This is a genomic window from Klebsiella sp. CSG-1, from assembly GCF_056521145.1.
The window spans coordinates 1-24,105 of record NZ_JBWNLD010000026.1; the positions used below are offsets into that span (position 1 = coordinate 1).

The 24,105-nt window shown below is 55.3% G+C and carries 27 protein-coding genes, 1 tRNA gene and 1 pseudogene; 7 read left to right on the forward strand and 22 right to left on the reverse strand.

Going from position 1 to position 24,105, the window contains the following annotated elements:
• Positions 1-862, reverse strand: an 862-nt coding sequence (locus AC007G_RS28025) for a tail fiber/spike domain-containing protein (protein WP_479466747.1), incomplete at its 3' end; no start/stop codon positions are given.
• 152 nt (positions 863-1,014) lie between these two features.
• On the opposite strand from AC007G_RS28025, the gene AC007G_RS28030 reads away from it, so the two are divergent.
• From AC007G_RS28030 to AC007G_RS28050, 5 genes are all read left to right on the forward strand, one after another.
• On the forward strand, positions 1,015-1,311 hold the full coding sequence (locus tag AC007G_RS28030) for a hypothetical protein (RefSeq protein WP_104895983.1): 297 nt from the start codon (positions 1,015-1,017) through the stop codon (positions 1,309-1,311).
• Positions 1,312-1,629: 318 nt separating this feature from the next.
• Positions 1,630-2,319 carry a BRO-N domain-containing protein gene (locus AC007G_RS28035; RefSeq protein WP_479466748.1) on the forward strand — a complete coding sequence of 230 codons (690 nt, stop codon included), beginning with the start codon at positions 1,630-1,632 and terminating at the stop codon, positions 2,317-2,319.
• A gap of 182 nt (positions 2,320-2,501) precedes the next feature.
• Positions 2,502-2,843, forward strand: a complete 342-nt coding sequence (locus tag AC007G_RS28040) for a hypothetical protein (RefSeq protein WP_479466749.1) — start codon at positions 2,502-2,504, stop codon at positions 2,841-2,843.
• Complete coding sequence (locus tag AC007G_RS28045; protein WP_075206897.1) at positions 2,830-3,345, forward strand: type II toxin-antitoxin system YafO family toxin; 516 nt, start codon at positions 2,830-2,832, stop codon at positions 3,343-3,345. The genes AC007G_RS28040 and AC007G_RS28045 overlap by 14 nt, the downstream gene beginning before the upstream one ends.
• Positions 3,346-3,427: 82 nt before the next feature.
• Positions 3,428-3,580, forward strand: coding sequence for a transmembrane anchored protein (locus AC007G_RS28050; protein ID WP_336604782.1), 153 nt, complete (start codon positions 3,428-3,430; stop codon positions 3,578-3,580).
• A gap of 33 nt (positions 3,581-3,613) precedes the next feature.
• Here AC007G_RS28050 and AC007G_RS28055 read toward each other — a convergent pair whose 3' ends face one another.
• Genes AC007G_RS28055 through AC007G_RS28125 form a run of 15 tightly spaced genes read right to left on the reverse strand, consistent with a single transcriptional unit; the run spans position 3,614 to position 19,739 of the window.
• Positions 3,614-3,808 (reverse strand): hypothetical protein, encoded by a 195-nt coding sequence (locus AC007G_RS28055; RefSeq protein WP_479466750.1) that lies wholly within the window; start codon positions 3,806-3,808, stop codon positions 3,614-3,616.
• On the reverse strand, positions 3,805-6,579 hold the full coding sequence (locus AC007G_RS28060; protein WP_479466751.1) for a hypothetical protein: 2,775 nt from the start codon (positions 6,577-6,579) through the stop codon (positions 3,805-3,807). The genes AC007G_RS28055 and AC007G_RS28060 overlap by 4 nt, the downstream gene beginning before the upstream one ends.
• Entirely contained in the window at positions 6,579-8,480 is a 1,902-nt protein-coding gene (locus tag AC007G_RS28065; RefSeq protein WP_479466752.1) for a hypothetical protein, read from the reverse strand. The genes AC007G_RS28060 and AC007G_RS28065 overlap by 1 nt, the downstream gene beginning before the upstream one ends.
• On the reverse strand, positions 8,480-10,996 hold the full coding sequence (locus AC007G_RS28070) for a hypothetical protein (RefSeq protein WP_479466753.1): 2,517 nt from the start codon (positions 10,994-10,996) through the stop codon (positions 8,480-8,482). Before AC007G_RS28070 ends, AC007G_RS28065 begins: the two co-directional genes overlap by 1 nt.
• A gap of 12 nt (positions 10,997-11,008) precedes the next feature.
• Positions 11,009-11,566: a virion core protein, T7 gp14 family gene (locus AC007G_RS28075; RefSeq protein WP_226945743.1), complete on the reverse strand. Its 558-nt coding sequence runs from the start codon at positions 11,564-11,566 to the stop codon at positions 11,009-11,011.
• The gene (locus AC007G_RS28080; RefSeq protein ID WP_448196094.1) at positions 11,559-12,029 is read right to left on the reverse strand and encodes a hypothetical protein; all 471 of its coding nucleotides are present in this window, start codon (positions 12,027-12,029) and stop codon (positions 11,559-11,561) included. Before AC007G_RS28080 ends, AC007G_RS28075 begins: the two co-directional genes overlap by 8 nt.
• Position 12,030: 1 nt before the next feature.
• Positions 12,031-14,511 carry a phage tail protein gene (locus AC007G_RS28085; RefSeq protein ID WP_479466754.1) on the reverse strand — a complete coding sequence of 827 codons (2,481 nt, stop codon included), beginning with the start codon at positions 14,509-14,511 and terminating at the stop codon, positions 12,031-12,033.
• A gap of 1 nt (position 14,512) precedes the next feature.
• Positions 14,513-15,124, reverse strand: a complete 612-nt coding sequence (locus tag AC007G_RS28090) for a phage connector family protein (protein WP_448196092.1) — start codon at positions 15,122-15,124, stop codon at positions 14,513-14,515.
• 49 nt (positions 15,125-15,173) lie between these two features.
• Complete coding sequence (locus tag AC007G_RS28095) at positions 15,174-15,452, reverse strand: hypothetical protein (protein ID WP_088401951.1); 279 nt, start codon at positions 15,450-15,452, stop codon at positions 15,174-15,176.
• A complete protein-coding gene (locus AC007G_RS28100; protein ID WP_088401950.1) occupies positions 15,445-15,837 on the reverse strand; it encodes a Bbp16 family capsid cement protein in 393 nt (130 codons plus the stop codon). The genes AC007G_RS28095 and AC007G_RS28100 overlap by 8 nt, the downstream gene beginning before the upstream one ends.
• Before the next feature lie 10 nt (positions 15,838-15,847).
• The gene (locus AC007G_RS28105; protein WP_088401949.1) at positions 15,848-16,855 is read right to left on the reverse strand and encodes a major capsid protein; all 1,008 of its coding nucleotides are present in this window, start codon (positions 16,853-16,855) and stop codon (positions 15,848-15,850) included.
• 12 nt (positions 16,856-16,867) lie between these two features.
• Positions 16,868-17,548, reverse strand: a complete 681-nt coding sequence (locus tag AC007G_RS28110; RefSeq protein WP_479466755.1) for a peptidase — start codon at positions 17,546-17,548, stop codon at positions 16,868-16,870.
• Complete coding sequence (locus tag AC007G_RS28115; RefSeq protein ID WP_142630928.1) at positions 17,545-17,856, reverse strand: Bbp19 family protein; 312 nt, start codon at positions 17,854-17,856, stop codon at positions 17,545-17,547. The genes AC007G_RS28110 and AC007G_RS28115 overlap by 4 nt, the downstream gene beginning before the upstream one ends.
• Positions 17,853-19,532: a portal protein gene (locus AC007G_RS28120; RefSeq protein WP_479466756.1), complete on the reverse strand. Its 1,680-nt coding sequence runs from the start codon at positions 19,530-19,532 to the stop codon at positions 17,853-17,855. The genes AC007G_RS28115 and AC007G_RS28120 overlap by 4 nt, the downstream gene beginning before the upstream one ends.
• Positions 19,533-19,535: 3 nt before the next feature.
• Positions 19,536-19,739, reverse strand: a complete 204-nt coding sequence (locus AC007G_RS28125; protein WP_088401946.1) for a hypothetical protein — start codon at positions 19,737-19,739, stop codon at positions 19,536-19,538.
• Between the two features lie 329 nt (positions 19,740-20,068).
• Between AC007G_RS28125 and AC007G_RS28130 the strand changes: the two genes are divergently transcribed.
• A tRNA-Arg gene (locus AC007G_RS28130) sits at positions 20,069-20,145 on the forward strand.
• A gap of 211 nt (positions 20,146-20,356) precedes the next feature.
• Entirely contained in the window at positions 20,357-20,731 is a 375-nt protein-coding gene (locus AC007G_RS28135; protein ID WP_479466757.1) for a Gp49 family protein, read from the forward strand.
• Between the two features lie 44 nt (positions 20,732-20,775).
• Here AC007G_RS28135 and AC007G_RS28140 read toward each other — a convergent pair whose 3' ends face one another.
• The 6 genes and pseudogenes from AC007G_RS28140 to AC007G_RS28165 all read right to left on the reverse strand — a co-directional run.
• Entirely contained in the window at positions 20,776-22,251 is a 1,476-nt protein-coding gene (locus AC007G_RS28140) for a terminase (protein WP_305840974.1), read from the reverse strand.
• Positions 22,248-22,832 (reverse strand): terminase small subunit, encoded by a 585-nt coding sequence (locus AC007G_RS28145; RefSeq protein ID WP_305840976.1) that lies wholly within the window; start codon positions 22,830-22,832, stop codon positions 22,248-22,250. Before AC007G_RS28145 ends, AC007G_RS28140 begins: the two co-directional genes overlap by 4 nt.
• Before the next feature lie 77 nt (positions 22,833-22,909).
• Positions 22,910-23,167: a lF-82 gene (locus AC007G_RS28150; RefSeq protein WP_143958856.1), complete on the reverse strand. Its 258-nt coding sequence runs from the start codon at positions 23,165-23,167 to the stop codon at positions 22,910-22,912.
• A 72-nt stretch (positions 23,168-23,239) separates the two neighbouring features.
• Complete coding sequence (locus AC007G_RS28155) at positions 23,240-23,578, reverse strand: hypothetical protein (protein WP_024622846.1); 339 nt, start codon at positions 23,576-23,578, stop codon at positions 23,240-23,242.
• Positions 23,578-23,817 (reverse strand): hypothetical protein, encoded by a 240-nt coding sequence (locus tag AC007G_RS28160; RefSeq protein ID WP_071570681.1) that lies wholly within the window; start codon positions 23,815-23,817, stop codon positions 23,578-23,580. The genes AC007G_RS28155 and AC007G_RS28160 overlap by 1 nt, the downstream gene beginning before the upstream one ends.
• A pseudogene (locus tag AC007G_RS28165) lies at positions 23,810-24,105 on the reverse strand (hypothetical protein); the annotation flags it as partial. The pseudogene AC007G_RS28165 and the gene AC007G_RS28160, both read right to left, overlap by 8 nt.

Below are 24,105 nucleotides of genomic sequence, written 5' to 3' on the forward strand. Positions count from 1 at the left end.
CGCGAAGCGTGGCATCAGTGACGTCGATCCATTTCCCTTTACCGCGGCCGCCGGCCGTATCCGGAGTGCTACCGGGTAATACGATCTTCGGCATTGCACCATCCCAGCGCCAGTATTCATCCGTGGATTCCCACAGAAGAACCTCAAAGCGTTGAGTAAGGAGCGACCCCTTCTCAAACGAACCGATTGCCGGGACGTAACCCCATAACCCTGTTCCTGCAGGGTCCTGCAATTTCGGCTGCCCAGCACCGTCGAAACCCAGCCCCTTCCAGGCTCGGTCATCGGCTGGCGGCAACTGGCTTATAAAGGAATCAGGGACACGCAATGAACGATTTAAGTTGCTGGTTATCTGCTGCTGCAGATCGATATCACTACTATCAACGTAGCTTTTTGTTGCTGCATCCTGCGCCTGTGACGGGTCACGCAGGTTTCTAATGCGGTTGTTCACGGCATCATAATAGTTCGCCAGCCATGAAGGCTTTTTGAGCGCCAGACCTGACCACCATCCATACATGCGCTGAATGATCATAGTCAACTTATCGAAGGCGTCCTCGTGGATCTCAGGGAAGAAGCCGCCCTGATTGCGGATGCTGGTTTCCTGGGTAACCGGGATGCTACGCTCGATAGAGATTTTATAGCCGTCAGGGAGCGGCGTATTGAGCACTACTTTCCCACCAGGGTAACGGTTGACGCCGGTAACGCTGTAGTCAGCGTCAAGTGTCAGCGTAGTGATGGTCTCTGATGCGTCGAGCGTTTGAACAAGGAGATCGCTCTTGTCCATGATGCGGAACGTGAAATCGTACTGCGTGGTGGAGCCGTTCCCGGTGTACTCGTTACGGCTTACCTGCGTTGAAACTGTCATAGTTTGCTCCAGTGGTCAGCGCTGGCGCGCGTGCATTAGAGACATTCTATTACCCATCAAATCATATATGAATAAAACATAGGCAGAACTTCGTTATTATTACCTTAATGGTAAATAAAACAGCACTGGAAATGCGTCTTTTGTTTTGATATATGTATATATATACAGTTATTTCAGGAGTTTTCTTAATGCCGCAGCAGTACCATCATCCCCTAGAAGATGGGTTCACGGAGAGAATTCACACGCCAGCAGGCGTTCGCTCCCTGGTCGAGAGATCGCACTTAATGGATTTGTTACGGGAACTTGAAAAAGATGGGCACGATGTTAGCGGCGCTGCTGCTGAGTTGATCGCCCTGGTGAACTATGTAACCAGCTCCCAGTTGTCGATGCGGGACCTGCAGACCCACCTCGACTACTGCGCCCTGCAGTTGAGGCAGCAACTGAAATAGACATTGCTATGGTAACAGACAGCATATATTGTTACCCCTGAGGTGCATTTACTTCCTCGAATTTCTGCGCCATAGTGATCAGGCATCGGCAAAATCCGGTGCCGGGATTTGCACCCCGGAGCACTACAGAGGCGCAACACCGCGCAAGCGGTTTTTTTATGCGTTGAGCACAGCCACATTCGCTTTATGGTGGGGCGTGCAGGGGCGGAGATTCCGCGCCGGGTCCTTTGTAGCCGGTAGTGCAAACCCTGTACGTCTCACCACCCTTTGAGATTTGCACCTCTGGTGGTGATTAACCTGACTACAAAGGTGATCGCTATGACCTCCACAAAAAATACTTCCGTTTTTTCGTTCGAATCGCAGGCAGATATTCGTGCCATTATCATTGATGGCGCTCCGTGGTTTATCGCGCTCGACGTGTGTCATGCTCTTGGCATAGCCAACAACCGTGATGCTCTTCTGAAGCTCGACGATGACGAAAAGAATACCGTCGCTTTAACCGACGGAAAACGCGGGAACCCCAATACCCTCATCATCTCAGAATCCGGCCTCTACACCCTGATCCTCCGCTGCCGCGACGCGGTGACTCCGGGCACCATCCCCTACCGTTTCCGCAAATGGGTAACCAGCGAAGTGCTTCCACAGATCCGCCTCACCGGGCGCTATGTTCGAGAAGAGTTATCGCCGGCGGACAAAGCCCAAAAGGTGGTAGCCAGCTTCATGCCGGCCATCCTGGAAGCGATGAAGTCGGAAGAAAAGCAGACCTATCACTACCCGCTGAAACCGAACTACCGTGAGCACATTCACTGCCCGGAAGGTGTGCGTGGCCTGGTCGAGCACTCAATGCTAATGGATATGCTACGCAAGATGGATGCCGACGGGCATGATGTCGCCGGGGCCGCGGCGGAGTTAACTACCATGTTTTGTTACATAGTTGGCGTCAGCAAATGCCTGCGTGACATTGAGACGCACGCTCAGTATGTGATGTCACAGGCCAAGGGATTCTGATGCGAATGGCGCAGGGACGCGCCTTTGCTCTGATCGCGAGATTCATCATGTGCTATGCTGGTTTAGCCTTTCTTCTCAAATATTCTTATACGCATAAAAGACGTTGACGATTTCGTCATCAGCGTTCAAAATTACCTCAAAGGTAATTCAACCTTTTGTTGAGTTGATACGCGGAGATGTCCATGTCAAAAATAGTTGCTCTGATCGCGGATGATGAACAAGGCCAAAAGCCTTCTATTCGCCAGCGCCGGCTGCTGACTAGGGCTGGATTACGCAAAGCTAGACGTATGACACATCTCGATACCCTTGCTAAAAAACTTGGATATCAGCTTGTACGTGATACAAGCGTTGTTGTTCGCCATACAGTTACCGTTGATTGCATAAGAAAACTGACTCCTGCTGAGGTTAGTTTTGCTCCGCGCGTAAAAAAAATGACATATACCGAAGCATGTAAGATTTCTCGTGATCTGTCAGACTCGCGTGAAGAACGCTTGATGAGTGCTAGCTTCGATGGACCAGAGTGAATATTCTGGCGGTGTATATTCTGAGTCTAAATTTAAAACCGATGCAGTATTAAAAGGTTTTAAGGACTCGTTTATTTATCACTGGCGATATGGGCATCATGCTGATTTCGGTAAAGATACTCTTTTTCATAAACCCCCTTGCGTCTACCCTATCCATTTAAGAAAAGTTCATGTAAATATTGGATTATATACCAATGCCCATGGATTTAGCGGAACTGAAGAATGCTGGGATAAGTGGTCAACTGGTCGTTATGGCCCTGGCGGTTATGAAAAACAGATTCCTACATCAGATGCTTATCTCATCTATGCGGTATGCGAAAATAGAAATGTCGGGGTCTTAGATTTCTGGTTCCCGCCAGCTCATAAAGAAGCAGAGTTCGAATCATCAGTTCAGTTTGTCGTTGAACTGGCAGATAAGTTTTATGAGTCTATTTCTGCAAAACCTATGAGCAGAGAACAGAATCCATGGCACATGGATTACGTCGTCAAGAAGCCCGCCTAGCGGGCTTTTTTGTGGCTGAAATCTGAACGCAGAGCTACAATCCCCTGGCCACGCCTCAGTGGTCTACACATGGTACGTTAAAATGAAAAAAGCATTCGCTGTGCTGTTTGTTCTGTTGTCTCTGGGTTCTGCTACACAGGCTTTCGCTGGAAACTGTCAGCACCCTGATGATACGGCTTCCGACGGTTCCCGTTGTGGCGGTCGTTCAGCTGACTCCCGCCCAGGCGGTCAGTGATAATTAAGGCCGCGAAAGCGGCCTTTTTATATGTCAAAACAATGATGACTTATAAACCATTGATGCAATTATGGCGAAAGCAATAAAATAAATTACATTAGCCGCACCATAACTAATCCAGCCCTTTTTTAAGGCAAAAGCCATTGCAAAAAAATATGCAGTGCCTGCAACCACTACAGTAGCGAACCAAAAAAATATCAAACCGATTTTAGTTAAGACATCCATCACTGACCCACCGCCTTGCCTAAATCCGGCGTTCTCCGTGGCGTTTCCTCGCCAGGTTCCCACCAGCTCGTTGTATTGAATTCACGCATCGCGCGGTCACGCACGCGGGCGTTATACCCAGGGTTTGCCATCTCCTGAAGCTGCTGCAGGATCAGGTGATTGGTTATCGCTTTTGTATACCACAGGTTGGCAAACGGCGTAATCATCCTGGCAGTTTTTAATGCATCAGCAGTGAAGGAGGTCTCTTCTCCGGCCATCGCCTTCTGCGAGTTCGTCAGAACCGTTTTAGAAAGTTGTTCTGCAAAACCAAGCACCGGGCCGCCGACGATACCAGCAATACTGGACCCGTACTGTGTGTGGTCCTGGAATAGAAAATCGCCATAGATACCAAATGATCCACCCTTCAGCAACGCCTGCAGCCAAGTCTGCGGCTTTGTCATATCCAGAGGGTCATTCCCCGACAGCAGCGCGTTCATCTGGTTGGCGAACATTCCCGCCAGAGTAGTTCCGGCAATATAGGATGCCAGATATTTTACAGCCGGCAGCGTTTCCAGATCCTGCGCGCGGGTTACCAGTTGCCGCATACCAGCCATTGGCGTAGTTTTGAAGAGCATAAAGCTTTTCAGGAGATCGCCGGAAGTATCACGGGCGAAAGTATCCAGTCCGGTTGCCGTTGTAACGGCGCTGGTCATCTCACCGTGAGTAATACCCAAGAGATGCTGTGCGGCCTCTGCCCGTGCATTTCGCACCATGCGGCTAATGGTCTGCTCAACCTCTGCATCAAAGGCCTGCTTCAGTGTCTTGCGCTTCGCGTCGGTCATATCGCCCAGCGCCGCCAGCGCCTGATCACTGCCAGCCCGCACCTTCTCTATCCTGTCAGCCAGGATATTACGGACAGTCTCATCGGGCACGTCATAGATCGCGTCTGGCGTCATCCCCTTATGCCCGTCAGGCGTCAGCGGGCGCAACTCTGCAGCACTCATAATAGCCCAGTCCTCTGGCATCCAACCTTTGTTTGCCAGCACCGTGCGATCGCTTCCTGTTAACGCATCAAGGGATTTATATTTTCGCGATAGCTCGCCGATGTTCTTAAACATCAACAGACCAAACGCTGCTTTGTTGGCCCGGTCCATTGCGATAAGACCGGACCATTTTAGTGTTTTCTCTGCGAACCAGCCCGTAATACCACGGGAAAGGTCAAAGCCCCCCATCTTCGACACCACAGCAGCATGCGAATCAACCAGCAGGCCAAGCTCCGCATTTGCACGCTTAGCGTCGCCATTGAAGAGGTTCCGCAACGTGTTGTCAGACAGACGCATGCCGTTGCGGTCAAAGCCCAGAGCCTGAGCATTGGCGCGCATGATGGCCTGATCGCTGGCGGCGGTGAACACGCTGGTACCTAGCATTGCCGAAGTCATCAGGTTGCGCAGGCCACCGACAGCAGAGGAAAACACACTTGACGATGCAACGCCGTTCAGACCAGCCATAGAGTTAAACATCCTCTCTACCAGTTGACGCTGATCATTCATCGTCCCAATATCATGGCCGCCACCAGTGGTTGACGTCGCTCTCTGATAAATCTGGTCCATAAGAAGTTTGAAGTTACTGGCTGCATCAGGCCCAAACGCCTTAACAACGCCGAGGTCCCGCGATGAGGACTGCAGGTGCGACATCATCACTCCGACTACCGGCTGCTGGGTGTATCGCTCCATATACGCAAAATGCGACTGTGCATCCTTGAACGACATCACCCTGCTCTGTGATCCGCGGTTCTTTATGCCACCGCTTCCCATAAAGGCGCCGGGGTCAATCTTGTTGGCCCCTTCCGTCACTTTGGTTTCGTAGATGGCTTCCAGCGCCTGGCGGTACTCGATATCGTTCATCGGGCTGCCGTCAAGATTCACATACTGCGATCGGTCCTGAGTGTTCCATACGTCATCAACCCAGGCCTGCCGCGCGAAATCCTGCGGCGGCTGGCGGCCAGCAGCAATTGCAGCAGCGCGCTCATTCAGCGGAAGAGAGGAAAGCCACTCATCGCGGCCAGCGGCGCGGATAAGCTGGGCATCGTCAACGTACGGCAGATGCCAGGCATCACGCAGACCTATATCAAAGCCGGAATCGTTCATCTCCTGCCGGGCCCTACCGGTGACATCCCCCCATACTTTCGCAATTTTCTTTGCTGCCGGGTTCCCGGTGTCTTCGCCGTAAATTTCCTTCAGGATCTGCAACTGGCCAGATCTGGAAGCTTCACGGTCAAACGGCAAAAGGTTGCGCAGGCGCTGCTCACCTAACGCCTGACTCTGATAGAAGAATTTCTGAACATCATCGCCAGCTGCCGTAAGTTCGGCTGATAGCTGGCGCGTCCAGTCCTGGTATGCCCCTGTCGCCATCTCCTCTGCAGAGACCACGTTAATATCCGGCTGCTTGTCTCGCCCGCGGCGCCCGGAAAAAATAAACTGCTGTAGAGCGATCGGGGCTTGCTCATTCTCGGGTATGGCTTTATTCAGCGTGTCGCGAACTTTGGCGATAGCGATGGCATTCTGCGCCACTCGCTGACGTTTTTTGAATACCGCATGCACAGCCTGCGCAGCGGCAAGCTCTGCCGCCTGACGGTAAGTTTCCGCGTCAGGGATGCCGGTCTTCCCTTCCCTGGCGTTGCGGCGCGCGATGACGCGCACGGCGTCTTTAATACGGTCTTCGATATTTTTAATTTCGTCCGCTTTCGGCTGGCGCCCCAGCGTGTTGGCTACGGCATCAATACAGGCTTGTTTCATCACGGATTCCTCAGGAAGCAGGAAGCGGCCACAGAGTAGGCGCGGGATTCGTTTTTAACGGTGGCGATCTGGTTGTCCAGATCGGCGAGAAGCTCTGAAAGCTTCACCGGCTGCCCGGTGTCAGGATGAGCGACGGTGATATCCGGCTCAACGCCGGCAAGGTCGCGCGCCGCCATCAGGTCGTAGCTGCCTGAGGAAATCGTTTCTCCCGTATCGGGATCCACGCTGACCTGTGAACTGTCGTCTTTCCCGGTAAATGCGCTATTGTCGGTCATTCTCGCCGGCGATTCACTGCCAGCATCTGCCATGGTTACCGGTATCCCGTTTTCACGATATACCTGTTCCATCGCTGCGCGCTGCTCTGATGCATCGACGAGCAGATCAGGACGCACAACGCCATCAAGCCCGCGCGCCTGCATGCCTACATTCACCGGCTGCCCGACCATCAGCTGCCTTGCTGCCTCATCCATCGCCGCAACGTGGCTGTTAATACTGGCTTCACTGCCGTGCAGAACCGGCGCGGACTCAATATCATAATGCAGCCCTTCATTCAGGGAATGCGCCGCATCGATATCGCTGGGCCTGGTTGATGATTCCGGGATCAGTCCGCGCATACTCTCCGGGATAATGCCTTGCTCCAGCCTGGAAAGATCTGAGCGCGCATCGTAGAACCGGCCGCCGGGGGTGCTGTCTGCAAGGGCCTGCCTGCTGGGTTCAATCCTGCTCTGAATTTCCTGCTCTCGCTGATCGAGCGCTGCCAGTTCCCGATTACGAATGCGACGGCTGCTGCTGTTCCCCGCGCGTTGCTCACGCAGTGCCTGGCGCTGCTCTCCTATCCGTGCGATTTCATACTCTGCCCGGTGTATCTCGTCGGTTAGCACTTTACGGTCACCACGAGATAAAACCTGGCCTGCCAGTTGCTGCAGTTCCGCCAGTCGTGAATCATACGTCGCACCGGGCGCACTGGTATCAGCATCAGGCACTACGCCAGATTCCTGAACAGGTGCAATTTCCGCCTGATCAGCAGGTGGCGTTTCTGCTGTTGACGTTGGATCGGCCGGCGCCACGGTACCGTCATCAACCGTGGGCGGAGCATCAGCTCTGGCGTCAACGGAGTTACCGCGCGCTGCGAAGTGATGCGCACCACCGAACGCCGCGCCGAGCACTGAATCGATCAGGATGGCCTGACCGTCAAACACACGGTACTGCTTAGCCATATCTGCATAACCGTTCTCTTCCAGCGTCTCACCGACAGCAAAGCGGTTTAATCCGCCGAATGCCGTGTTGATACCTACGCCAGACAGTAACCGCGTCGCCAGTCCACCGCCAACCGCCGCCGGTAACCCCATTCCCACCGCGTTAAATCCGCTCTGCTCGGCGGCAACGGTGCGTGCGGTCTGCTCATCAACACCCTTTGCCCGAGCATCCTGATAGGCCTGCTCGTAAGTGCTGCCAGCCGCCGTCGCTGCGCCGACCACCGGGCCGCCAATAACTGAAGCCCCGATCGCAGGTGCAAACTGACCCAACCCGTGAATGACCTGCGCGGCCATGCCCTGACTTCCGGCCTCGGGCTTGATGTATTCCCTGGCGCTGCTCAGTTGCTTACCGAAATCGTCATATGACTCATTCAGCGCTTTGTCGGCATCCGGGAACATGACGCGGAAGATGTTGATGGTAGGTGCGACATTATCGGTAAATGCCGGGTCACTTATCAGTCGCTTGCTAAATCCTACGGCAGTCTGAGCCTGTCCAATCACCGCTTCGCCGGCACCGCGTAAAAATGCCGACGCTCCCCCCTGAAATGCCGAGGGGTCGAAGTCTTCAGGGCGTGATGGCTTTTCCTGTGCCTGATCATCCAGCCATGCCTGGCCCTCCGGGACCAGAGAAAAAAGGTCTGACATTATTCAACCCTCACAGTTACCGGCTGGTTAGTCCGCGGATCTGTCGCCCAGCGGCCGCTGCCGTTGACGAGGCGATACTGGTTATTGCCGACATTGACCGCCTTAAAGTTTTCCAACGATGAAGGGTTTAATCCCGCCTGCGTCATTGCCTCACGCCCTGCGGCCGTGTACCGGTCCCGGAAGGTGGTCTTATCCATGCCGAAAGGCATCACCACATCACTGCCGTTAAGTCCTTTGTAGACGCCACCAGTAGCATATTGCGCTGCCGTCTCCGCAATTTTAGCGTCAGGAGCTACAGTGTTAGTTTTATTGTGATCACCTGATTGATATGCCAACGCTGCGTATGCTGCTCGGAAGTTACCCCACGCCACCTGCCTCGCCTGCGCGTTATAGGCAAAAGCGTCACCAACCTCATCGTCAAAAACAGTTTTGAGCTTTTCATCTGAAGGAATGCTGACCGCGCCGATCCCTGCATCCTTCATCGCTTTGGTGGGATTCAGCATCTGATCACCGGCCAGCACCGTTTTAGCGACATCATATTTATCCAGCGTCGGCTTGTAGGATACGAACTGGCTGTATGGGATGATGCCGCTGCGGTTGTCGTACTGGTTATCCTGCTGGCCAAGCAGCAGCGCTGCGTATGCGGTTCCTGGGCTGCCGGGTGCAATAGCAGATGACACGCTGCGCAATGCCTGCGGCGGCAAAGTCCTGCCAAACTGCTGAAGAAGATTAACAGCCTGGTTAACGTCGGTGGTGCTACGCACGGCATCGGTGATCCCCTGCGCCTCCTGCTTAGACAGCAGCGGCGCGGTGATGCCAATGGCCTTTAACTGGTCTTGCGCTGCAAAGCGGTTTTTAACCTCAGCAGCGATAGTTTCCGGCGTCCCGTTGCTGATTGGTTTGAAGGCGCCAATGTCCACCGCCGCCTGGTACGGGTCGGATTTGCGCTGGCTGATAATGCGGTCAGCTGCGGCCTGCACATGGTCGTACGCTGCAGCGCGCCCGGCCAGTCCCTCGCCGTTACCAACCTGATTTTTCAGATCACCAACATACTGCTGAATGGATGCGGTCGGCATTGTGCGGAAAGATCCGATATACTGCCCGGCAACGCGCAGGTTTTCGAAATCACTGAAGCGCTGAGAGCCCTCACGATAGCCGTATGCGTTGATGAAATCGCCCTGTGATGGTGGGTTATCAAACTGGATCCCCTTCAGGTATGCAGCTGATGCATCCTGCACGCGGTCAACCAGTTGGGCCTTGAACTGTGTACGGGCCTGATTACGCAGTTCATTTGACTGGCGCAGATAGGCAGCCTGCTGCTGTGGGCTGGCGGCATCGAATGCGGCGTTGCCTGAATACCGCTTTGCCGATTCGAGCGTGCTTAACCCGAGCGCTGCCGACACGCCAGTATTCAACTGTTCATCGCTGTATGGCTGCTTGCCGTTTTCATGCTTGATGATCCCGGCGCAGAGTTGCCGCAGCGTGTTAATGTCGCTCATGTTGAGCTGATCATCAGGATTGACACTCAACTGCTTACAAAGGGCCGCGATATAAGCCTGCGTGTTATTCCCGTCACTGGATGGTGCCCAGCGATTAACGATCTCGCTCACGGTATCGTAGCCCTGGCGCTGGTACGCCAGCAGGTTTTTGCCCAGCGCGCGGATCCCATGTTCAGGGGTGACAAATTTAGCAAAGCGGCCATCACTGCCAGCCTGGCCATCCCAGGAGTTAGAACCGGCTTCGATGTTGCCAGGGTTGTTATTGCGAACGCCGCGGGCATCTGACGAGTTACCGTGAGCGACTACGCGCGGCGCCCCGTCATTATCGCCAGGCTCGCCATTTTGCTGCATAAACTGCAGGTATTGCTGGGATGCCGCCGTGCTTAATGCACCGTCTGCCGCCTGCTCTTTCAACTTCTGTTTCTCAGCCGTTACCTGCTCATCGCTCCATCCGTGGGCGGCACCATATTGCTCGATCGCATTAAACCCGGTTTTTACCGTGTCAACGAACGCGTCGGAATCACCGTATAGCCCCTGCGCCTGGGTCACAACGTTCTGCTTGATACCTGAGAACTGGCTCTCCTGAAACTGCTGGAACTGGTTCACCTCATAGCGGCGCGCCTGGTTCTGGTAGGACTGCAGCGACTGCCGGAACTGTAGCGCCAGCTGCTGACGCGCCTCGCCATCTGGCAGTGTGCCGAGCAGGTCCTGGGCCTTTTGCTGCATGTTCTGCATGACCACGTCACCCTGGCCCAGCGCAGCTTTACCCTGCTTGGTGATCAGCCCGTTCTGAGGGTTATTGATCTGGTCGTCGCCAAATTCATTAAGTTGCAGTAGCGCATCCTGGCTGAGCGCCACATCAGCCTTACGCTTCTCCTCCACCATCATGTTTACGGCGGTGCCGGCTGCTTGCTGAATTCCCTGAACCAGAGGGTTCTCCGGCACGCGCAAATTTGTGGTCATAACCGGGGCGGCCTGCGTCTGGCTCTGGCGCTGGTATTGCGGTACTGTTGGCATCTCGACGCCTCCTTATAACGATCCTGTGCGGTATTTATCCCATGCGGTGCCATACCCGCCGGTGGATGCTTTCTTCGTCAGAGAGTTACCAAGACTGGTTCCACCCATTGTTTTATAGGCACCATAACCCTGAGAGACGGTGTTCAGTAACGTGGTTGCCGCACCGAGATTTGCACTCTGCCTGTCGAGTTTCCCCTGCGCCCTACTAACACCAGCCTGGAACTGCAAGCCTGCCGCCTGCCGCTGGGCGTTATTGATCGTCGTCAGTGCATCAAGTTGCCCGAATTGCGCCGTCTCGGTAGTCAGATCCAGCGCGTTACCGCTGGTAAGGTCGGCGCCGCCGGAAGCCAGAGCAACAGTCTGCTTCCCCGCTACCTGCTTCGCCTGCATACGCTGCTGGTACGCTTGGTCGTTTCCGGTGTTAACTGCGTCACGCCCGGCCTGCTCCTGTGCATCGGCGTTGGCATTTGCGATGGCGGCGTTTGCTTTGCCGGTCTGGACCTGGCTATAAGCACTCAGCGCGCCAGCTACGGCGGTAACGGCTAAAACTGCAGTGGTCGGTTCACACATTTTTGTTCTCCATTGTGAATCGATGAAAAGGCAAGCCCATCAGGCCATACGGCGCAGGGTTCTCCAGGCGAAAACCCAACCAGTGAAGCCAGGCTTTAGCCGCGTGGTTTCGCGCATCAACGTAATTTTCAAGGAAGCGATATCCTCGTGACATGTCACGCAAAACCGGGCGGCAATGGCGAAGGAAAGTAACAGGCTGCTGCTCCATCAGGTCGGTACTTACCAGCCACGGAATGCCCCGGCCGGTGATGATTGATGCCGGAGATATGCCGAAGATGGTCACCACCTGACCGTTAATAAGCCCAGCAGCGGACACTGAAGCCGATTTCATCGCGCGCACGATGACTTCCGCCGGCAGCATCCCGGCCGCCGCTATAAACTCGTCACGGTCAGCCTGGCGAACATGGGGTAGCATAGACACAATATGCACATCAGTGGCCGGAACTATCTCAACCTTGCGCATATCAGCCCCCTACCGTCACGCGTGGGATAATGGCGAGCACGCCCAACGGCAGCGGGTCATCATGCCTGATAACCACCCGACCATTACGCGACCAGTCCGCATCGAGATTCATATCGATAACGCCGGTGCGCAGGCCAATAGGGTCGTCGTAGAACTCCCATTCGCGCTGCGGATACTCCAGCAGGTGATCCTCATCGGTGCCCGCAGTTACCGAGCGGCCCTGGTTTATCATCACGCAGAGTTGGTTAATCAGCTTGGTCTTGTCCAGCAGCGTAGCCTGGCTCGCTACGTTCACGTCCAGAGTTTCGATCAGCGCAGACAGCGGCAGGCCGACATGCACCACAGAGGAATGATTCTCAAGCGTCACAGAGCCGCCAGCAACAGCCTGTTGCGGCTCAACGTTTCCATCTGCCAGAATGCTAACGGTCTGTCCCTCCAGATGAGAGAGCCCGGAGATCACCTTCGGCGCAACCGACCAGGTAGCTTGCGCAGTGCCGCGAAGCGCCTCCGGCACATCACGGTTAACCAGCACCTTCGCAACTGTCGACGAAACCACTTCGGTGATATCCAGCCGCATGGATTTGCTGGTGCCGTCCTCGGTGTACGGAATGTGGATCTGGTAGTCGAGGCTGGAGGAATCAAAATACGCCGCGCTGCAGGTCAGCGTCATTTCATCCTGATACGTCCAGCCGCCGGCGCTGCCGATCGTCATCGTTCGTGATGCGTCAGTGTTTCCGCCGTCGTACGACAAGCCAGAGTCGACAAAGAACGCATCGGCCTGGTCAGTAAACTGCCGGGTCGCCAGGCGCTCAACGTAGCGAACGGTTGCGCCGTTAATCGTACGGCGGATCAGCGCATAAACCGCATCCTCCTGACCCTCGCTGATGCTGCAGAGCGACTCGACATAGCCATTCGTCAGCGGGTGCGGATGCCACGCATATACCTGCTGTTCCCGCAGATAGGTTAGCCCCATCAACAGGCCGTCACTCCTGGCACACCAGGCAACGCTGAACGGCTGCACGGACAGCGCCCAGTCTGTAATGGTGTATCCGTTGAAAAGATGGTTCGCGAGCAGCGTGAGGTCACTGGACTGGAAGCTATCCTGGTCGAAGGAATAGAACAGGTCCCGGATAATGGATCCCTTCTGCTGGACGTACAGCGCCACGCTGCCTACGTTAATCGGCGCCAGGTCGCTGCTGCCGTTGAATGACTGACCGGACATCGCAAAACCGCCGGTGCCGGTGATGTTTCCGTTGCTGTCGCCGGTGACCTTAAACTCGCCGCCGCTGGTCAGTACGATTAACTGACCGACATCGAGCAGGTGCAGAATTTTGTTCATCTGGCGCCCGGCGTAGTTGTAGGTGATCGCGTCATCGTCAACTTTTGGGTTGGAGCGGTAGAAATTGTGATAATCGCCGGTACGGCTGCACCAGATGGTTTGCGGGAAACCGGTGCTGCCGGCGAAAATAAGCCGCTGCTGGTAGTAGGTTACGGTGCCCGGGTAGCCGTCGTTATCATTCCAGGCAAAATGAGCCCATTTGTATGTGGCGAAAGTGCTGGTGACCACCTGAGCGGGAAGCTCTATTTCCCCGTCCTGGCGGGGCACAACGTCGGCGGTAGCCGTCAGCCCATCAGGAGCTACAGCAGTGATACGGCAGACGCCGAAGCCGCTATGAAGGTAACGCCAAAGTACACCGTTGCGGCCGCCATACCCCCAGCCATCCCATGAATCTCCCGTGGTATGCGTCGGCGCCACAGTGCCGGTGGTGCCATTCGCTCCGCCATCAACGCAACGATAATAGTTTTCCTGGTAGCGACATTCGTCTCCGACGCTGATATCTTTATCAGTCTCCCATCGGCCGACACTGTCAACCGCTTTCTGCTCCATGTAGAACAGTTTCCCGACATGCCAACTTTTGAATATGCTGCTGGACGCCGTCAGCGTCACCGTGCCGGTTCTGCCGCTGGCGTAGACGGTGACATCGTCATCCGTGTTGATATCCTGGAACGGGCCGCTTGCGGTACTTACCGTTGCGGTTCTCCAGTCTGCCTGACCGTAGCGGCGGATCTCCATCGGAGGGTAATTATTGTGGCAGACAGTCATCACGTCAGCAGACTGCGTGAACTTCAGTTCAGACAAGATACCGATCGGCCAGGGCGTCGCCACCTCGATCGGGCTACCGCCGTCATCAGTAACCAACGCGCCATTCGACCAGACCCGGAAATAGTAATCGCCCAACTCCAGCGCATACGTCTGCGACACACTGAACTGAAACGGGATCAGCCGCGCTGTGCGGTCGGCATATTTGGCACTGCCGAGATACCGGAACCCCGGGCGGTTATCCAGGCCGCCGAACTGTCGCACAATGAAGTTGCGGCAGCGGCGCAGGGATGTCTGGTATTTCTCCAGATCGACACGACCGTACAGGGATGGTGAAATCTCGCCGCCGGCGAGTGACGGCTGAATCAGTGAATAGGCCATATCAGCAGATCCTCACGCTGGCGAGATCAGACATAGGCTGCTCTGGTTCATGCGACTCATCAAGGGAGCGCTGCATTGCCGCCGCCAGCACCTGCTGGTAGTTGGCCATCGCCTGCTGCCCGAGACTGGCATTGGAGGAAATCGGCATCGCTATTTCAGCCGCCAGACGCCACGACAGCGCATCAGCAAACAGCGCATCAAACATCATCGGATCGGTAATGCTGCGGACATACAGCAGCATAGCCTGAGGCTCGTTGGTATGAATCACCCGCGACGTCCCGTCTTCATTGCTGCCTACTTCAAAAATCGGCTTATGCCGTAGCGCGTGATGAGGCCAGAAGTATCCCAGCGGCAGAATAGCGGAGATGCGCGCGCAATCCGTCGGGTACTGGTAGCGGAACAACCAGCCCGGCGCCGGGTCGCCCAGGTCTGCCAGCAGCACCCGGGACATAGCAAAGTTCCAGTCGTTGTCTGCCAGCACGGCATCGCGCACTGGTCCGTAAAAAAGATTGCAGGTGTATGCCTCTTTGGTCTTTTCGGTGAGGCTGTTCATCGTCCGGCTGTTGCCGATACGCGCCAGCGCGATGTTGCAGATATTGATCACTGATGCCATATCATCCACCAAACTAAAAAGGGGCTTTCGCCCCTTTGGTTATGCGGGCTTACACCCCGAGTTCTTTACGCCGTTCGGCAATTTTTGCCTTCAGGGTTTCCGCTTTGGTATTGAAATGCGGCACTTCGCCGAACATCTCTTCATACTGTCTGCGGAGTTCTTCCAGTTCGGTTAGTTCTTCGGCGCTGGGCGTAAAAACCTTTTCGCTCAGGCTGGCATCCAGTGAAACCAGATTGCTACCTGGCTCACCATTGAAGTTAACGATGTCACCCGGCTCATGCAGGCGGCCATTGATAAATGACCGCTTAGCGACTTTGTACTTAGGCATTGGTCTGCACGCCCCCAGTGATGCCGGCGGTGACTTTACCGGCAGTCGGCGCAGTACCCGTCACGGTGTAGTTAAGGCGAATGTAACGCTCAAGCTTCATCGGCAGGGTAATGACCGGCGATTTGTACCCCTGCACCAGTGAGGCTAACGGGATCGTCAGAGACAACACGTCGGTAGCTGAACTGAATGCGGAGTTATCATCGGTTTGCACCGTAACGGTTAAGCTGGTCAGGGTATTGAATGACTCAACGACCTGGATCAGCAGCGGAATGTCGCCATATTTACCGACATCTTTGTTGCTGCCGGTATCAATGACGTTGGTCGAAGCAGCCGTGGCCGTAATGGCCTGAGCTGCGGAAAAAAGCGCTTGCTGGTCGAGCAGCATGATCCCCCCCTTACGCCGTTACGGCTGATTCAGTATTCAGGATGGCGTCAGCACGACGGATCGGAATACCCAGGAAAGAAACGATTTTCTTACCGGCGTATTCTTCGATAGTCAGGTTGACGTTCTTCGCATTCATGGCCTGCTTGTGCAGCCAGGCGTGAATGGTTTTGTTGCAGTAGATGACTTCTTTACCATCACCCAGCATCGCCACATCACGCGCATAGTACGCATCAACCATCATGCTGATCAGGTCGGCACCGCTGGCGGCGTCTTTGGTCAGAGTGGTGACGTCGATGTTGCAGATACGGGAAATTGAGCGCCAGTCACGAACCGACAGACCAAGATGCCATTTAAATTCATCGCGGTACGCCAGGAACTGGCCGCCAGCCGAATCGCTGACGAGGTCATTTCCCAGGTCCTGGTGCTGGAAGCCGGCAACCATACCTTCCGGATAGATCATGTGCGCGGTGTTCTCACCCCATGACATGAACCAGATAGAGGTATTGGTGGAACCTGCACCGCCTGCGTTGAAGACGTTCTCAGCACTGGCCGCTTTAGCTGTGCTCAGGGTATTGAATCGCGGCGCAAGACCCATAAACGCTTCAGGCTCAGCATCGGTATTGCCGTAGAAGGTGTAGCGGGAAACCTTGTTGTTAAAGCCCTGCAACTTACCCATGTTCTCGGATACACGGAACGAGTCCGCATTGCCGGAGCGATCGGCCAGATCTTTATCAACGAAGCCCAGGTCATACAGCATGCCGGTGGTATCGGTTACCGGCACAGTCTGCGTTTTGGTCGGCTGGACCCCCTGGTTATAGCGGCGCCATACCGGCTCAGGAATGCCTGCACGGATGGTGGTTTTGTGTTTCGACCCATCGTTACACGGCACATAGATTGCGTCGGTAATGATGTCGTTCGTTTTCGCCAGTTGCTCGACGATTTTCGCGATCCGCCCGTTCTTGTCGGTACGGCTGTACACGTCAAGAAGAGAAGGCAGCGTCTGACCAATTAAAGCCATGATTACACCTCACTATTTTTTTGGATAAAACGCTTCGACCAGCTCGTTCTTCGGCGAGCCGCTACTCTGGCCAGTGACGAAACTGTCTTCACTCATCAACTTGCCTACCTTTGCGAATGCCCGGACCATCTCCGGATGGTTTCCCAGCCCGGTGGTATCCAGAAATTCACGGAACTCTTTAGAGGCGAAGGTATCCAGCGCCTTTTGCGCATGACCTACTGCCCCGGTTAACTTGTCGCCGCCGATCTCTTTATCGGCTTTGGTATCTGCGGCCCACTTCTCTACCTGAGCCCCCCATGATTCCGCCTGGCGCTGCTGCATTTGTTCCTGCAGTTGCGGCCATAGTCCGGCCAGCTTCTGCGCCTGCTCATTCGTCAGGTCCAGCTCGCGGGCTACCGGCTCGAACAGCTCAACGGCTTTCGAATCAAGCTCAGTGCCTTCTGGTGCCGTGAACTCGTATTTCTCCGGCGCCTGAGTTTCGGGCTTTTTGTCTTTATCGGATCCCTGCTCTGGCTTATCGCCAGATGGCTCCGGTTTATCAGTTTTTGCAGGTGGCGCCTCTGCCGCCGGCTCCTGCGCCGGTTCTGTAGGTGCCGGAGTCGGTGATGGTTCAGATGCAGCAGGTGCCGCGCCGCCATCACCAGGCTGCTCATTGCACAATCGGCGATACATCAGGCGCTCAAATAGGTTCATCGTTTTTCCTCTCTGGCCTCGTTAGCCATTACCAGATACTGATCAGGGCATGCCTCCATCACGTCAGAGAAGACCATCAACCCTGTGTTACGTTTGCCTTCGGCGAACGCTGCTGAGAGCGCCTCGCCGGTATAGGTGGAGCGCCACACACCAGCCTGCTCCAGCATCCGCCAGATAAAGCGGCGTCCGTGCTCTGTATCGCAGATGAGGCGCAGGTCGTTGAGCTCGTTATCGCGGCGCAACTTCTGCTTTCTGGCCGCTTCTTCCGCCAGCGCTTCCTGCTCTTCTGCGCTCAGGTATTCAGTCATTGCGCCACCGCCTGCTGCTGTGCAGCATCAGAAAGGGTTTTGAGCAGGCTCGGGTCTGCGGTGTTGGTATCGCTCAGGGTCTTGGCGGTTGCGCCAGCCTGCTGCGCCATAGTCATCATCTGCTGCTGTTGTTCCTGCTGCGCGCGTTGATCGCGGGCTGCCTGAACCTCATCAGCGGAGTTAACAATCGTCGCCGGGACGCCGAGCATGTCGCCGTAGCTGTCGATAGCCTGATCAACGTTCAACTTGTCGAGCGCGTTAGGGTTGGCCTGCGCCAGGTTACCGACGAAGCCGACAAAGCGCTCCACGCTGTTGATGCCGATTGACTTCTGCGCCTGGGCGAGAATGGACACGTATTCGACTTTCAGCGGCGCGCCCTGCAGTTCCTCCGGCGGTTCCGGGAACAGGTTGCGGCGGGCCATGATGTTGAAAGTTCGGTCAACAAACGGATCCAGGAACTCATCATTCAGGCGTTCCAGCACAGGCCCGAGTTGCAGAAGCTTCTCATCCTGCATCGAGGCGACGGCTTCAACCGGCATGCTGCGGGTGTTGATGGTGCTGAACATGTTGAAGAGGTCGGAGAAGAAGCAGGCCTCAATCATCTGGCGGTCGTCGTTGATCATCGCCAGCATGTCGTTCAACTGCGGGCTTACAGCGTAGGCCGGGCGAACCAGTTTGTTGTTGTCGATCTCATCGACGTACGTCACGCCGCCGGGGGTTAGATTGAGCAGTTTGTTTTTCAGGCTTGCTGGGGCGACCATTGGCGGGTTCACCAGCTTATCGATGGCGTTGGCCTTGCGGATTTGCTCCAGTTGCAGGGCCTTTCCGGTGCCGAGGGCCATCATGCCAGGGCAGTTACTGCCGTAGACGTCCTCGCCGTTAATCTCCCAGCGAGGGGACAGGATCGGAGATTCGTCATACCCCGATTCGCTGAGCATCCTGTCGCCGTCGCCCGCGAGTTCGAAGTAAGCCGATTTAAACGCCTTGTTGCGCGCATTCAGCTTGCCGGTATCTCGGTTCAGGTTTGGCTCAGTCAGGTGAACGACGTCAAACCACGCTTCGTAGTTCGCGCTGTCCCAGGCGCTGCGCACGGCATTACTGACGTTTTCGAGGCCAAACTGCATCACAATCTGGCGGGCTGTCATGGAGAAAACGCGATAGGTGGTATCGACCGACAGGCGGGCGGAGTTCGACAGGTAGTAACTTCCGATCGGCAGCGGGTGCGTGCGGATAACGTCCTCGTCATCTTCCAGTACGGCCATCGCCGCGGTGCCGAAAACGCCCAGGTGACGGTAGATAATCGGCAGTGACTGGTAGACGTTAGACCTGTTCATGACGTCGTTCATGCGGGTCATGACGACATCGAGCCAGAGCTTAACCGGGCCATACTGCATCATCTCCGGATCCGGCGTTGCCAGTTTGAACCACGGGCGCGTCGGGCTGGTGATACCGGAAAGCATGCCAGATTGCAGCGTACGGGCCGCTTTGGATGCGGTCGGGTCAACGATACGGGTATTACGCTTACTGCCGTTGTTTCTCTCCGTCGTCAGAAAGCGCGTGCTGCGCGGATCGATAAAGTCCGCCAGTTCGCGCCAGTGTTCCTCAAAGCTGGTGCGCTCTTTTTTGAGCTGCCCCAGGTGTTTGAGGTAATGCTGCTTAGGAGAGAGCTCAGCCATAGATTAAGCCCCGAGCAGGGTTTTGCCCTGCGAGCCGCTGGATGGCTGGGTTACGCCCTGGCTGGATGTCAGGATTGTTGACTTCTGCCCGCCAGCTGCAGCCCGCCGACGGCGATCGTCATCAGCCGTATTCTGTACGGCAGAATCAGACGTCTGCGGTGCAGCCTGGACCTGAGGAGAACTCACGTTAGGTTTGCTGATGCACATGATGCGGAACTCCATAGCGCTTAAATTATTACCAATTTAACCACATATGAATTATTTCGCGTAGCATATTGACTTTATCCGATGCAATTATTACCTTTTAGGTAACAGCAATGCTGTTTATCGGCGTCATATGGCACATGTGTCGTTAACGGTCCGGGGGAGCCTTAAGCATTGTTCTCTCAGCGGGTAGCCGGAATGTGCAAGCCAGCCATGTGCAAACGGCAGTTGGTCACTGCGGCGGTTCGACCACACAACAGGTAAGAGCATTTAGGGTGTAGGTCAGTGACTGCCCGAAAACGGTGAACGCCGGCCGCAGTGCTCTTTCCGTTGTGGCATTAGCTCAGTTGGATAGAGCAACCGCCTTCTAAGCGGTTGGTCGCAGGTTCGAATCCTGCATGCTGCACCAGAATCACGCCTCAGGACCGTGATACCCGTAGTTCAAGTGCAAGTGTTGGCGGTGGCAGTTATTCCCTTTCTGACCACCGCCCTTTTTACAGCAGGACGCCATTGCGATGACTTCATGCTGTAAACCCTGTGACACCCAGCCAAGGACGGCACTTTCCATCATCCCTGTTTCGCCCGGTTCGCCGGGCATTTTTTTAAGGTGAGATTAGACTATGAGTGACAAAGACATTGAATCTGAAATTCAGGCTAAAGGCTTAACCGCGCCGCGCGTTACGCCTACCCGCATCGAAAGCATTATTGCCAGCGAGCATTATTTCACTGCTGCGCAGGGTGATCACAAGGCAAAAGAAGATGATCTGCTCATCAACCCGGAGCCGTATGTTGAAGCGACACCAGATGCATTGCACCTCCTAACCTTCTGCGTTCTGGTGCTGCGCAACGGCTTCACCGTCACTGGCGAAAGCGCCTGCGCCAGCCCGGAAAACTTCGACCCTAAGATTGGACGTAAGATTGCCCGTGAAAATGCGGTAAATAAAATCTGGATGCTGGAAGGTTACCTGCTGAAGCAGAGACTGAGCGAAAAATAACACCGTGACATGTCACAATAGCCCGCCGATGCGCGGGCTTTTTTTTACGCCCACGGGTCGTACTCGCTGATCACGTTGGGCTGCTTGCCGCCGGCAGCAGGGAAATCTGAACGCTTCGTCACCGGGTATGCGAACGTCAGAAGCAGCGCATCGCCCTTGCCCGGCGACCGGCCCAAACGCTCTTTGATATCCTCTTTCGGCTCCATGACGATCTTACCGTCCACTCTAACCTTGTACTCTGCCGCGGACAGGTCGTCCGCCGTCTCCTGGTCATCCAGCGCGCCGCCGAGCTTGAGCCATGTCTTACAGGCGTTGAACATCTCGCCGCGCTTATTCAGCATCTGTGGGTCTGCCGATGCGCCGCCGAACGGCACAAGCTGCCATGTGCGGCCCCATCCGTCACCGATGGACTTCAGCCCGGTACCGTAGCCGAAGTCGATAAACACCGAATCAGCCTGGTACTGGTCCTCAAAGTCAGCGATGCGCTTAGCCATAATCAGGTCGTCGGTGGTCTTGTTGCCGGTCCAGAGCACTTTGCTGTGCAGACCCTGGCGGAAGTAAATCACCGCGTCATCCGCGCCGGAGTACGCCGGATCGACGCCGATAATGCGCGGGGCGTGTGAAACCTGCGCCTCTGTCACAATGCGCTTCATGGCTTCGTCGGTCAGTCCGGTGGGGATGAACTGCAGTTCGGACGCATCCGGGAATATCCCGCGCACGCGGACCTTCACAAAATCGCTGTCCTCGCCGTAGTCATCCACCCACTTCTGCAGTTGCTGTTTGTTGGTGCCTTCCACAGTGCGGCTGTCGATCTGCGCGCACTTCCAGCGGTGTTTGTATTTGCGGAAGCACTCTCGGAAACGTCCGGTATTACGCGTCGGGTTACCGAATGCCACCCAGATAATTTCGGTGTCTTCGTCCGTCAGCGCACCCTCGGCAACCTCCCACACCAGATCGGCAATGTTGGACGCTTCGTCGAATACCACGATGATGCGCTTACGCTCGTTGTGCAGCCCGGCGAACGCCTCTGTGTTGTGCTCTGACCACGGTATGGCATCAGCGCGCCAGCGTTTATCGTGTCCCGGATCGTTGCTGTACATCGCGGTGGCGGTGCAGGTGAACCAGTCTTTCGTGATAGCCAGGTTTGACCATTTGATGATTTCCGGCCAGGTCTTCGTGCGCAACTGGTTGTCGGTGTTTGCGGTCACCACCACCTTGCAATCCTCGCAGGTGGACATGCCCCAGTTAATCAGCATCGAGATGAAAGCGGACTTTCCGATACCGTGACCTGATGCGCGCGCCAGCATCAGCGGCTGATGACGTGTTGCCGGGTTCTGCAGATGCTCGCCTATCTCACGGAATGCGTCAGCCTGCCACTGGCGCGGCCCGGTGGCGTGCGCCAGTTCTGTGCCATCCTCACCCCACGGAAACGCGTAATGCGCATAGCCCAGTGGGTCATGCGTGAAACTGGCGATATCGTCGATCAGTTGTTCTTCCGGGGATGATGCGGCAGTCGTCACTGGTTACCACCCTGCAAATCTTTCAGCCGGCGGCGGGCGGCGGCCATGCGGTCTGCGATAGTCACATTCACGTTAACTTCCATGCGCTCTTTGAACGCCATCACGTCGACGTGCTTACCGATAAGCTCGAGGTTCTTCACCTTGTCGGGCCATTTTATTTTCTTCAGGATTGTCTCGATCGAGGTTTCATCCATGTTCATGATGGTGGACGACAGGTCAAACCCGCTCAGGGTCGTGCGCCATATCTTCGGCCATTCGCGGATCGGCTTCAGTGTGCCGTCATCGTGCAGGATATCCAGCACATCCATCTGGTCGATTTCCACCAGGCGCAGTAGCACGTAATCGGCACTGACGCGCAGGCGCTTATTGCGTTCTTCCATCAGTTCAGCAATTCGTTTCTGAATGCGCTCATCACGCATCATCACGCTGGCTTTAACTGCCGCTGTCTTCGTCGAGAATCCGGCGTTAATTGCCGACTGAGTCTGATTCTCAGGGCATTTTACGTACTCCTGAGCATAAGCCTCCTGCATAGCCGTCAGCGGCTTGTACTGCGTGGATTTGCGTTTGGGGTCCTTTGGCATGGTAAATCTCCGCAAAATTATTACCGCTATGGTAATAGTAACACGCAAAACAAAGCCGCCATAGTCGGCGGCCGTTGTTACACCAGTTTAAATTCCTCTTCGAAGTATTGCCCGTTACTTATCATCAAATCATATCCAGCGACGTACTGCATACATTCCGAAAGCGACATCGGTTTTTCGAACTCAAGCCAGAAGCAGTCACTGTACGCTTTACCGAGCCAATAGCCTCCACCGTATAGTTTTGCCCGCTGAATGATGAGCCAGCGCCCTTCCGGCACACTTTCGATAAAGTCACCTCGGTAGATAATCGTGAAATTGAAGTCTTTATTGCCCATATCAGCGCCTCAAAATACTGTATATAATTACAGTAAATGATAGCGTTTAATTTATCAATCTGCCGTGACATGTCACAGAGGTAATTTTGTTTCATGCCAGCCAAGAGTAGCCCAGCATTGAGAGTCGCCAGCGCACGGGCATGATGCCACCGGCAATTGATCACCACACTTGCCGCAGCGTCGTTTGCTGATGGCGTTAATCCGGCCGCGCACCCGGGCATCATCCTGGCGGATAAGCAACGCGATGTACTCGGCCATTTCGTAGGGATCGCGACCAGGGCGCCGGGCGGCGCAGTTACGGGCCAGCATCTCCTGCTCCTGCTCATCCAGCACCAGTTCAATTTTGCGCTCACCGGCGGCGGACTGCCGCGCGCGCTGCGCGGCTTTGCGTTCTGCGGGGGATTTAGGCATCAGTCGTCATCCTCATCATCAAAGTCCACCCAATCCTCATCATCCGCAATACCAGGGCATAGCAGAGGGTTGGTTGCCGCCAGCATTTCACTAGCTGCGCCCCGGCGTTGAATGCGTCGCAAAACCTCATACATTTCGAACACCTCGGTGCGCTCGTCGCCAATATCGAGCTCACAGGCCAGAGTGTGAAAGTCGGTAGTGAGGGCCTGTAGATTTTGGAATAGTTCTGCTTTACTCACCTTTCACCTCCTGTGGGTCGGCTGCGAGCATGGCGGCGCGGCAGGCGTCATACGCCTCACGCATTGCGTCTTTAACCCATCCGAGGGGCTTCCGATTAGCAGCTGAAAGCCATTCTTCAAAAGATGGCACTACCGGTGCTGACTGGAACGGCTTCCTGTCCTTCACCCAGGTAACCAGCGCCTGAATATGCTTTTCACAGGTTGCCGCTAGCATCTCATCTGATTCAGGCGCTGCTATACCGGCGTTACTGAGGGCCAAACGCAGACCATTCGGTACTACCGGCGCTG

Coding starts and splice junctions, on each gene's coding strand:
- AC007G_RS28085 (WP_479466754.1), bottom strand. CDS start 14,511: ATGGCCTATTCACTGATTCAGCCGTCACTCGCCGGCGGCGAGATTTCA.
- AC007G_RS28105 (WP_088401949.1), bottom strand. CDS start 16,855: ATGGCTTTAATTGGTCAGACGCTGCCTTCTCTTCTTGACGTGTACAGC.
- AC007G_RS28115 (WP_142630928.1), bottom strand. CDS start 17,856: ATGACTGAATACCTGAGCGCAGAAGAGCAGGAAGCGCTGGCGGAAGAA.
- AC007G_RS28120 (WP_479466756.1), bottom strand. CDS start 19,532: ATGGCTGAGCTCTCTCCTAAGCAGCATTACCTCAAACACCTGGGGCAG.
- AC007G_RS28155 (WP_024622846.1), bottom strand. CDS start 23,578: ATGCCTAAATCCCCCGCAGAACGCAAAGCCGCGCAGCGCGCGCGGCAG.
- AC007G_RS28100 (WP_088401950.1), bottom strand. CDS start 15,837: ATGCTGCTCGACCAGCAAGCGCTTTTTTCCGCAGCTCAGGCCATTACG.
- AC007G_RS28075 (WP_226945743.1), bottom strand. CDS start 11,566: ATGTGTGAACCGACCACTGCAGTTTTAGCCGTTACCGCCGTAGCTGGC.
- AC007G_RS28030 (WP_104895983.1), top strand. CDS start 1,015: ATGTATATATATACAGTTATTTCAGGAGTTTTCTTAATGCCGCAGCAG.
- AC007G_RS28135 (WP_479466757.1), top strand. CDS start 20,357: ATGAGTGACAAAGACATTGAATCTGAAATTCAGGCTAAAGGCTTAACC.
- AC007G_RS28045 (WP_075206897.1), top strand. CDS start 2,830: ATGGACCAGAGTGAATATTCTGGCGGTGTATATTCTGAGTCTAAATTT.
- AC007G_RS28145 (WP_305840976.1), bottom strand. CDS start 22,832: ATGCCAAAGGACCCCAAACGCAAATCCACGCAGTACAAGCCGCTGACG.
- AC007G_RS28125 (WP_088401946.1), bottom strand. CDS start 19,739: ATGTGCATCAGCAAACCTAACGTGAGTTCTCCTCAGGTCCAGGCTGCA.
- AC007G_RS28110 (WP_479466755.1), bottom strand. CDS start 17,548: ATGAACCTATTTGAGCGCCTGATGTATCGCCGATTGTGCAATGAGCAG.
- AC007G_RS28070 (WP_479466753.1), bottom strand. CDS start 10,996: ATGCCAACAGTACCGCAATACCAGCGCCAGAGCCAGACGCAGGCCGCC.
- AC007G_RS28040 (WP_479466749.1), top strand. CDS start 2,502: ATGTCAAAAATAGTTGCTCTGATCGCGGATGATGAACAAGGCCAAAAG.
- AC007G_RS28050 (WP_336604782.1), top strand. CDS start 3,428: ATGAAAAAAGCATTCGCTGTGCTGTTTGTTCTGTTGTCTCTGGGTTCT.
- AC007G_RS28080 (WP_448196094.1), bottom strand. CDS start 12,029: ATGCGCAAGGTTGAGATAGTTCCGGCCACTGATGTGCATATTGTGTCT.
- AC007G_RS28060 (WP_479466751.1), bottom strand. CDS start 6,579: ATGAAACAAGCCTGTATTGATGCCGTAGCCAACACGCTGGGGCGCCAG.
- AC007G_RS28150 (WP_143958856.1), bottom strand. CDS start 23,167: ATGGGCAATAAAGACTTCAATTTCACGATTATCTACCGAGGTGACTTT.
- AC007G_RS28065 (WP_479466752.1), bottom strand. CDS start 8,480: ATGTCAGACCTTTTTTCTCTGGTCCCGGAGGGCCAGGCATGGCTGGAT.
- AC007G_RS28035 (WP_479466748.1), top strand. CDS start 1,630: ATGACCTCCACAAAAAATACTTCCGTTTTTTCGTTCGAATCGCAGGCA.
- AC007G_RS28095 (WP_088401951.1), bottom strand. CDS start 15,452: ATGCCTAAGTACAAAGTCGCTAAGCGGTCATTTATCAATGGCCGCCTG.
- AC007G_RS28090 (WP_448196092.1), bottom strand. CDS start 15,124: ATGGCATCAGTGATCAATATCTGCAACATCGCGCTGGCGCGTATCGGC.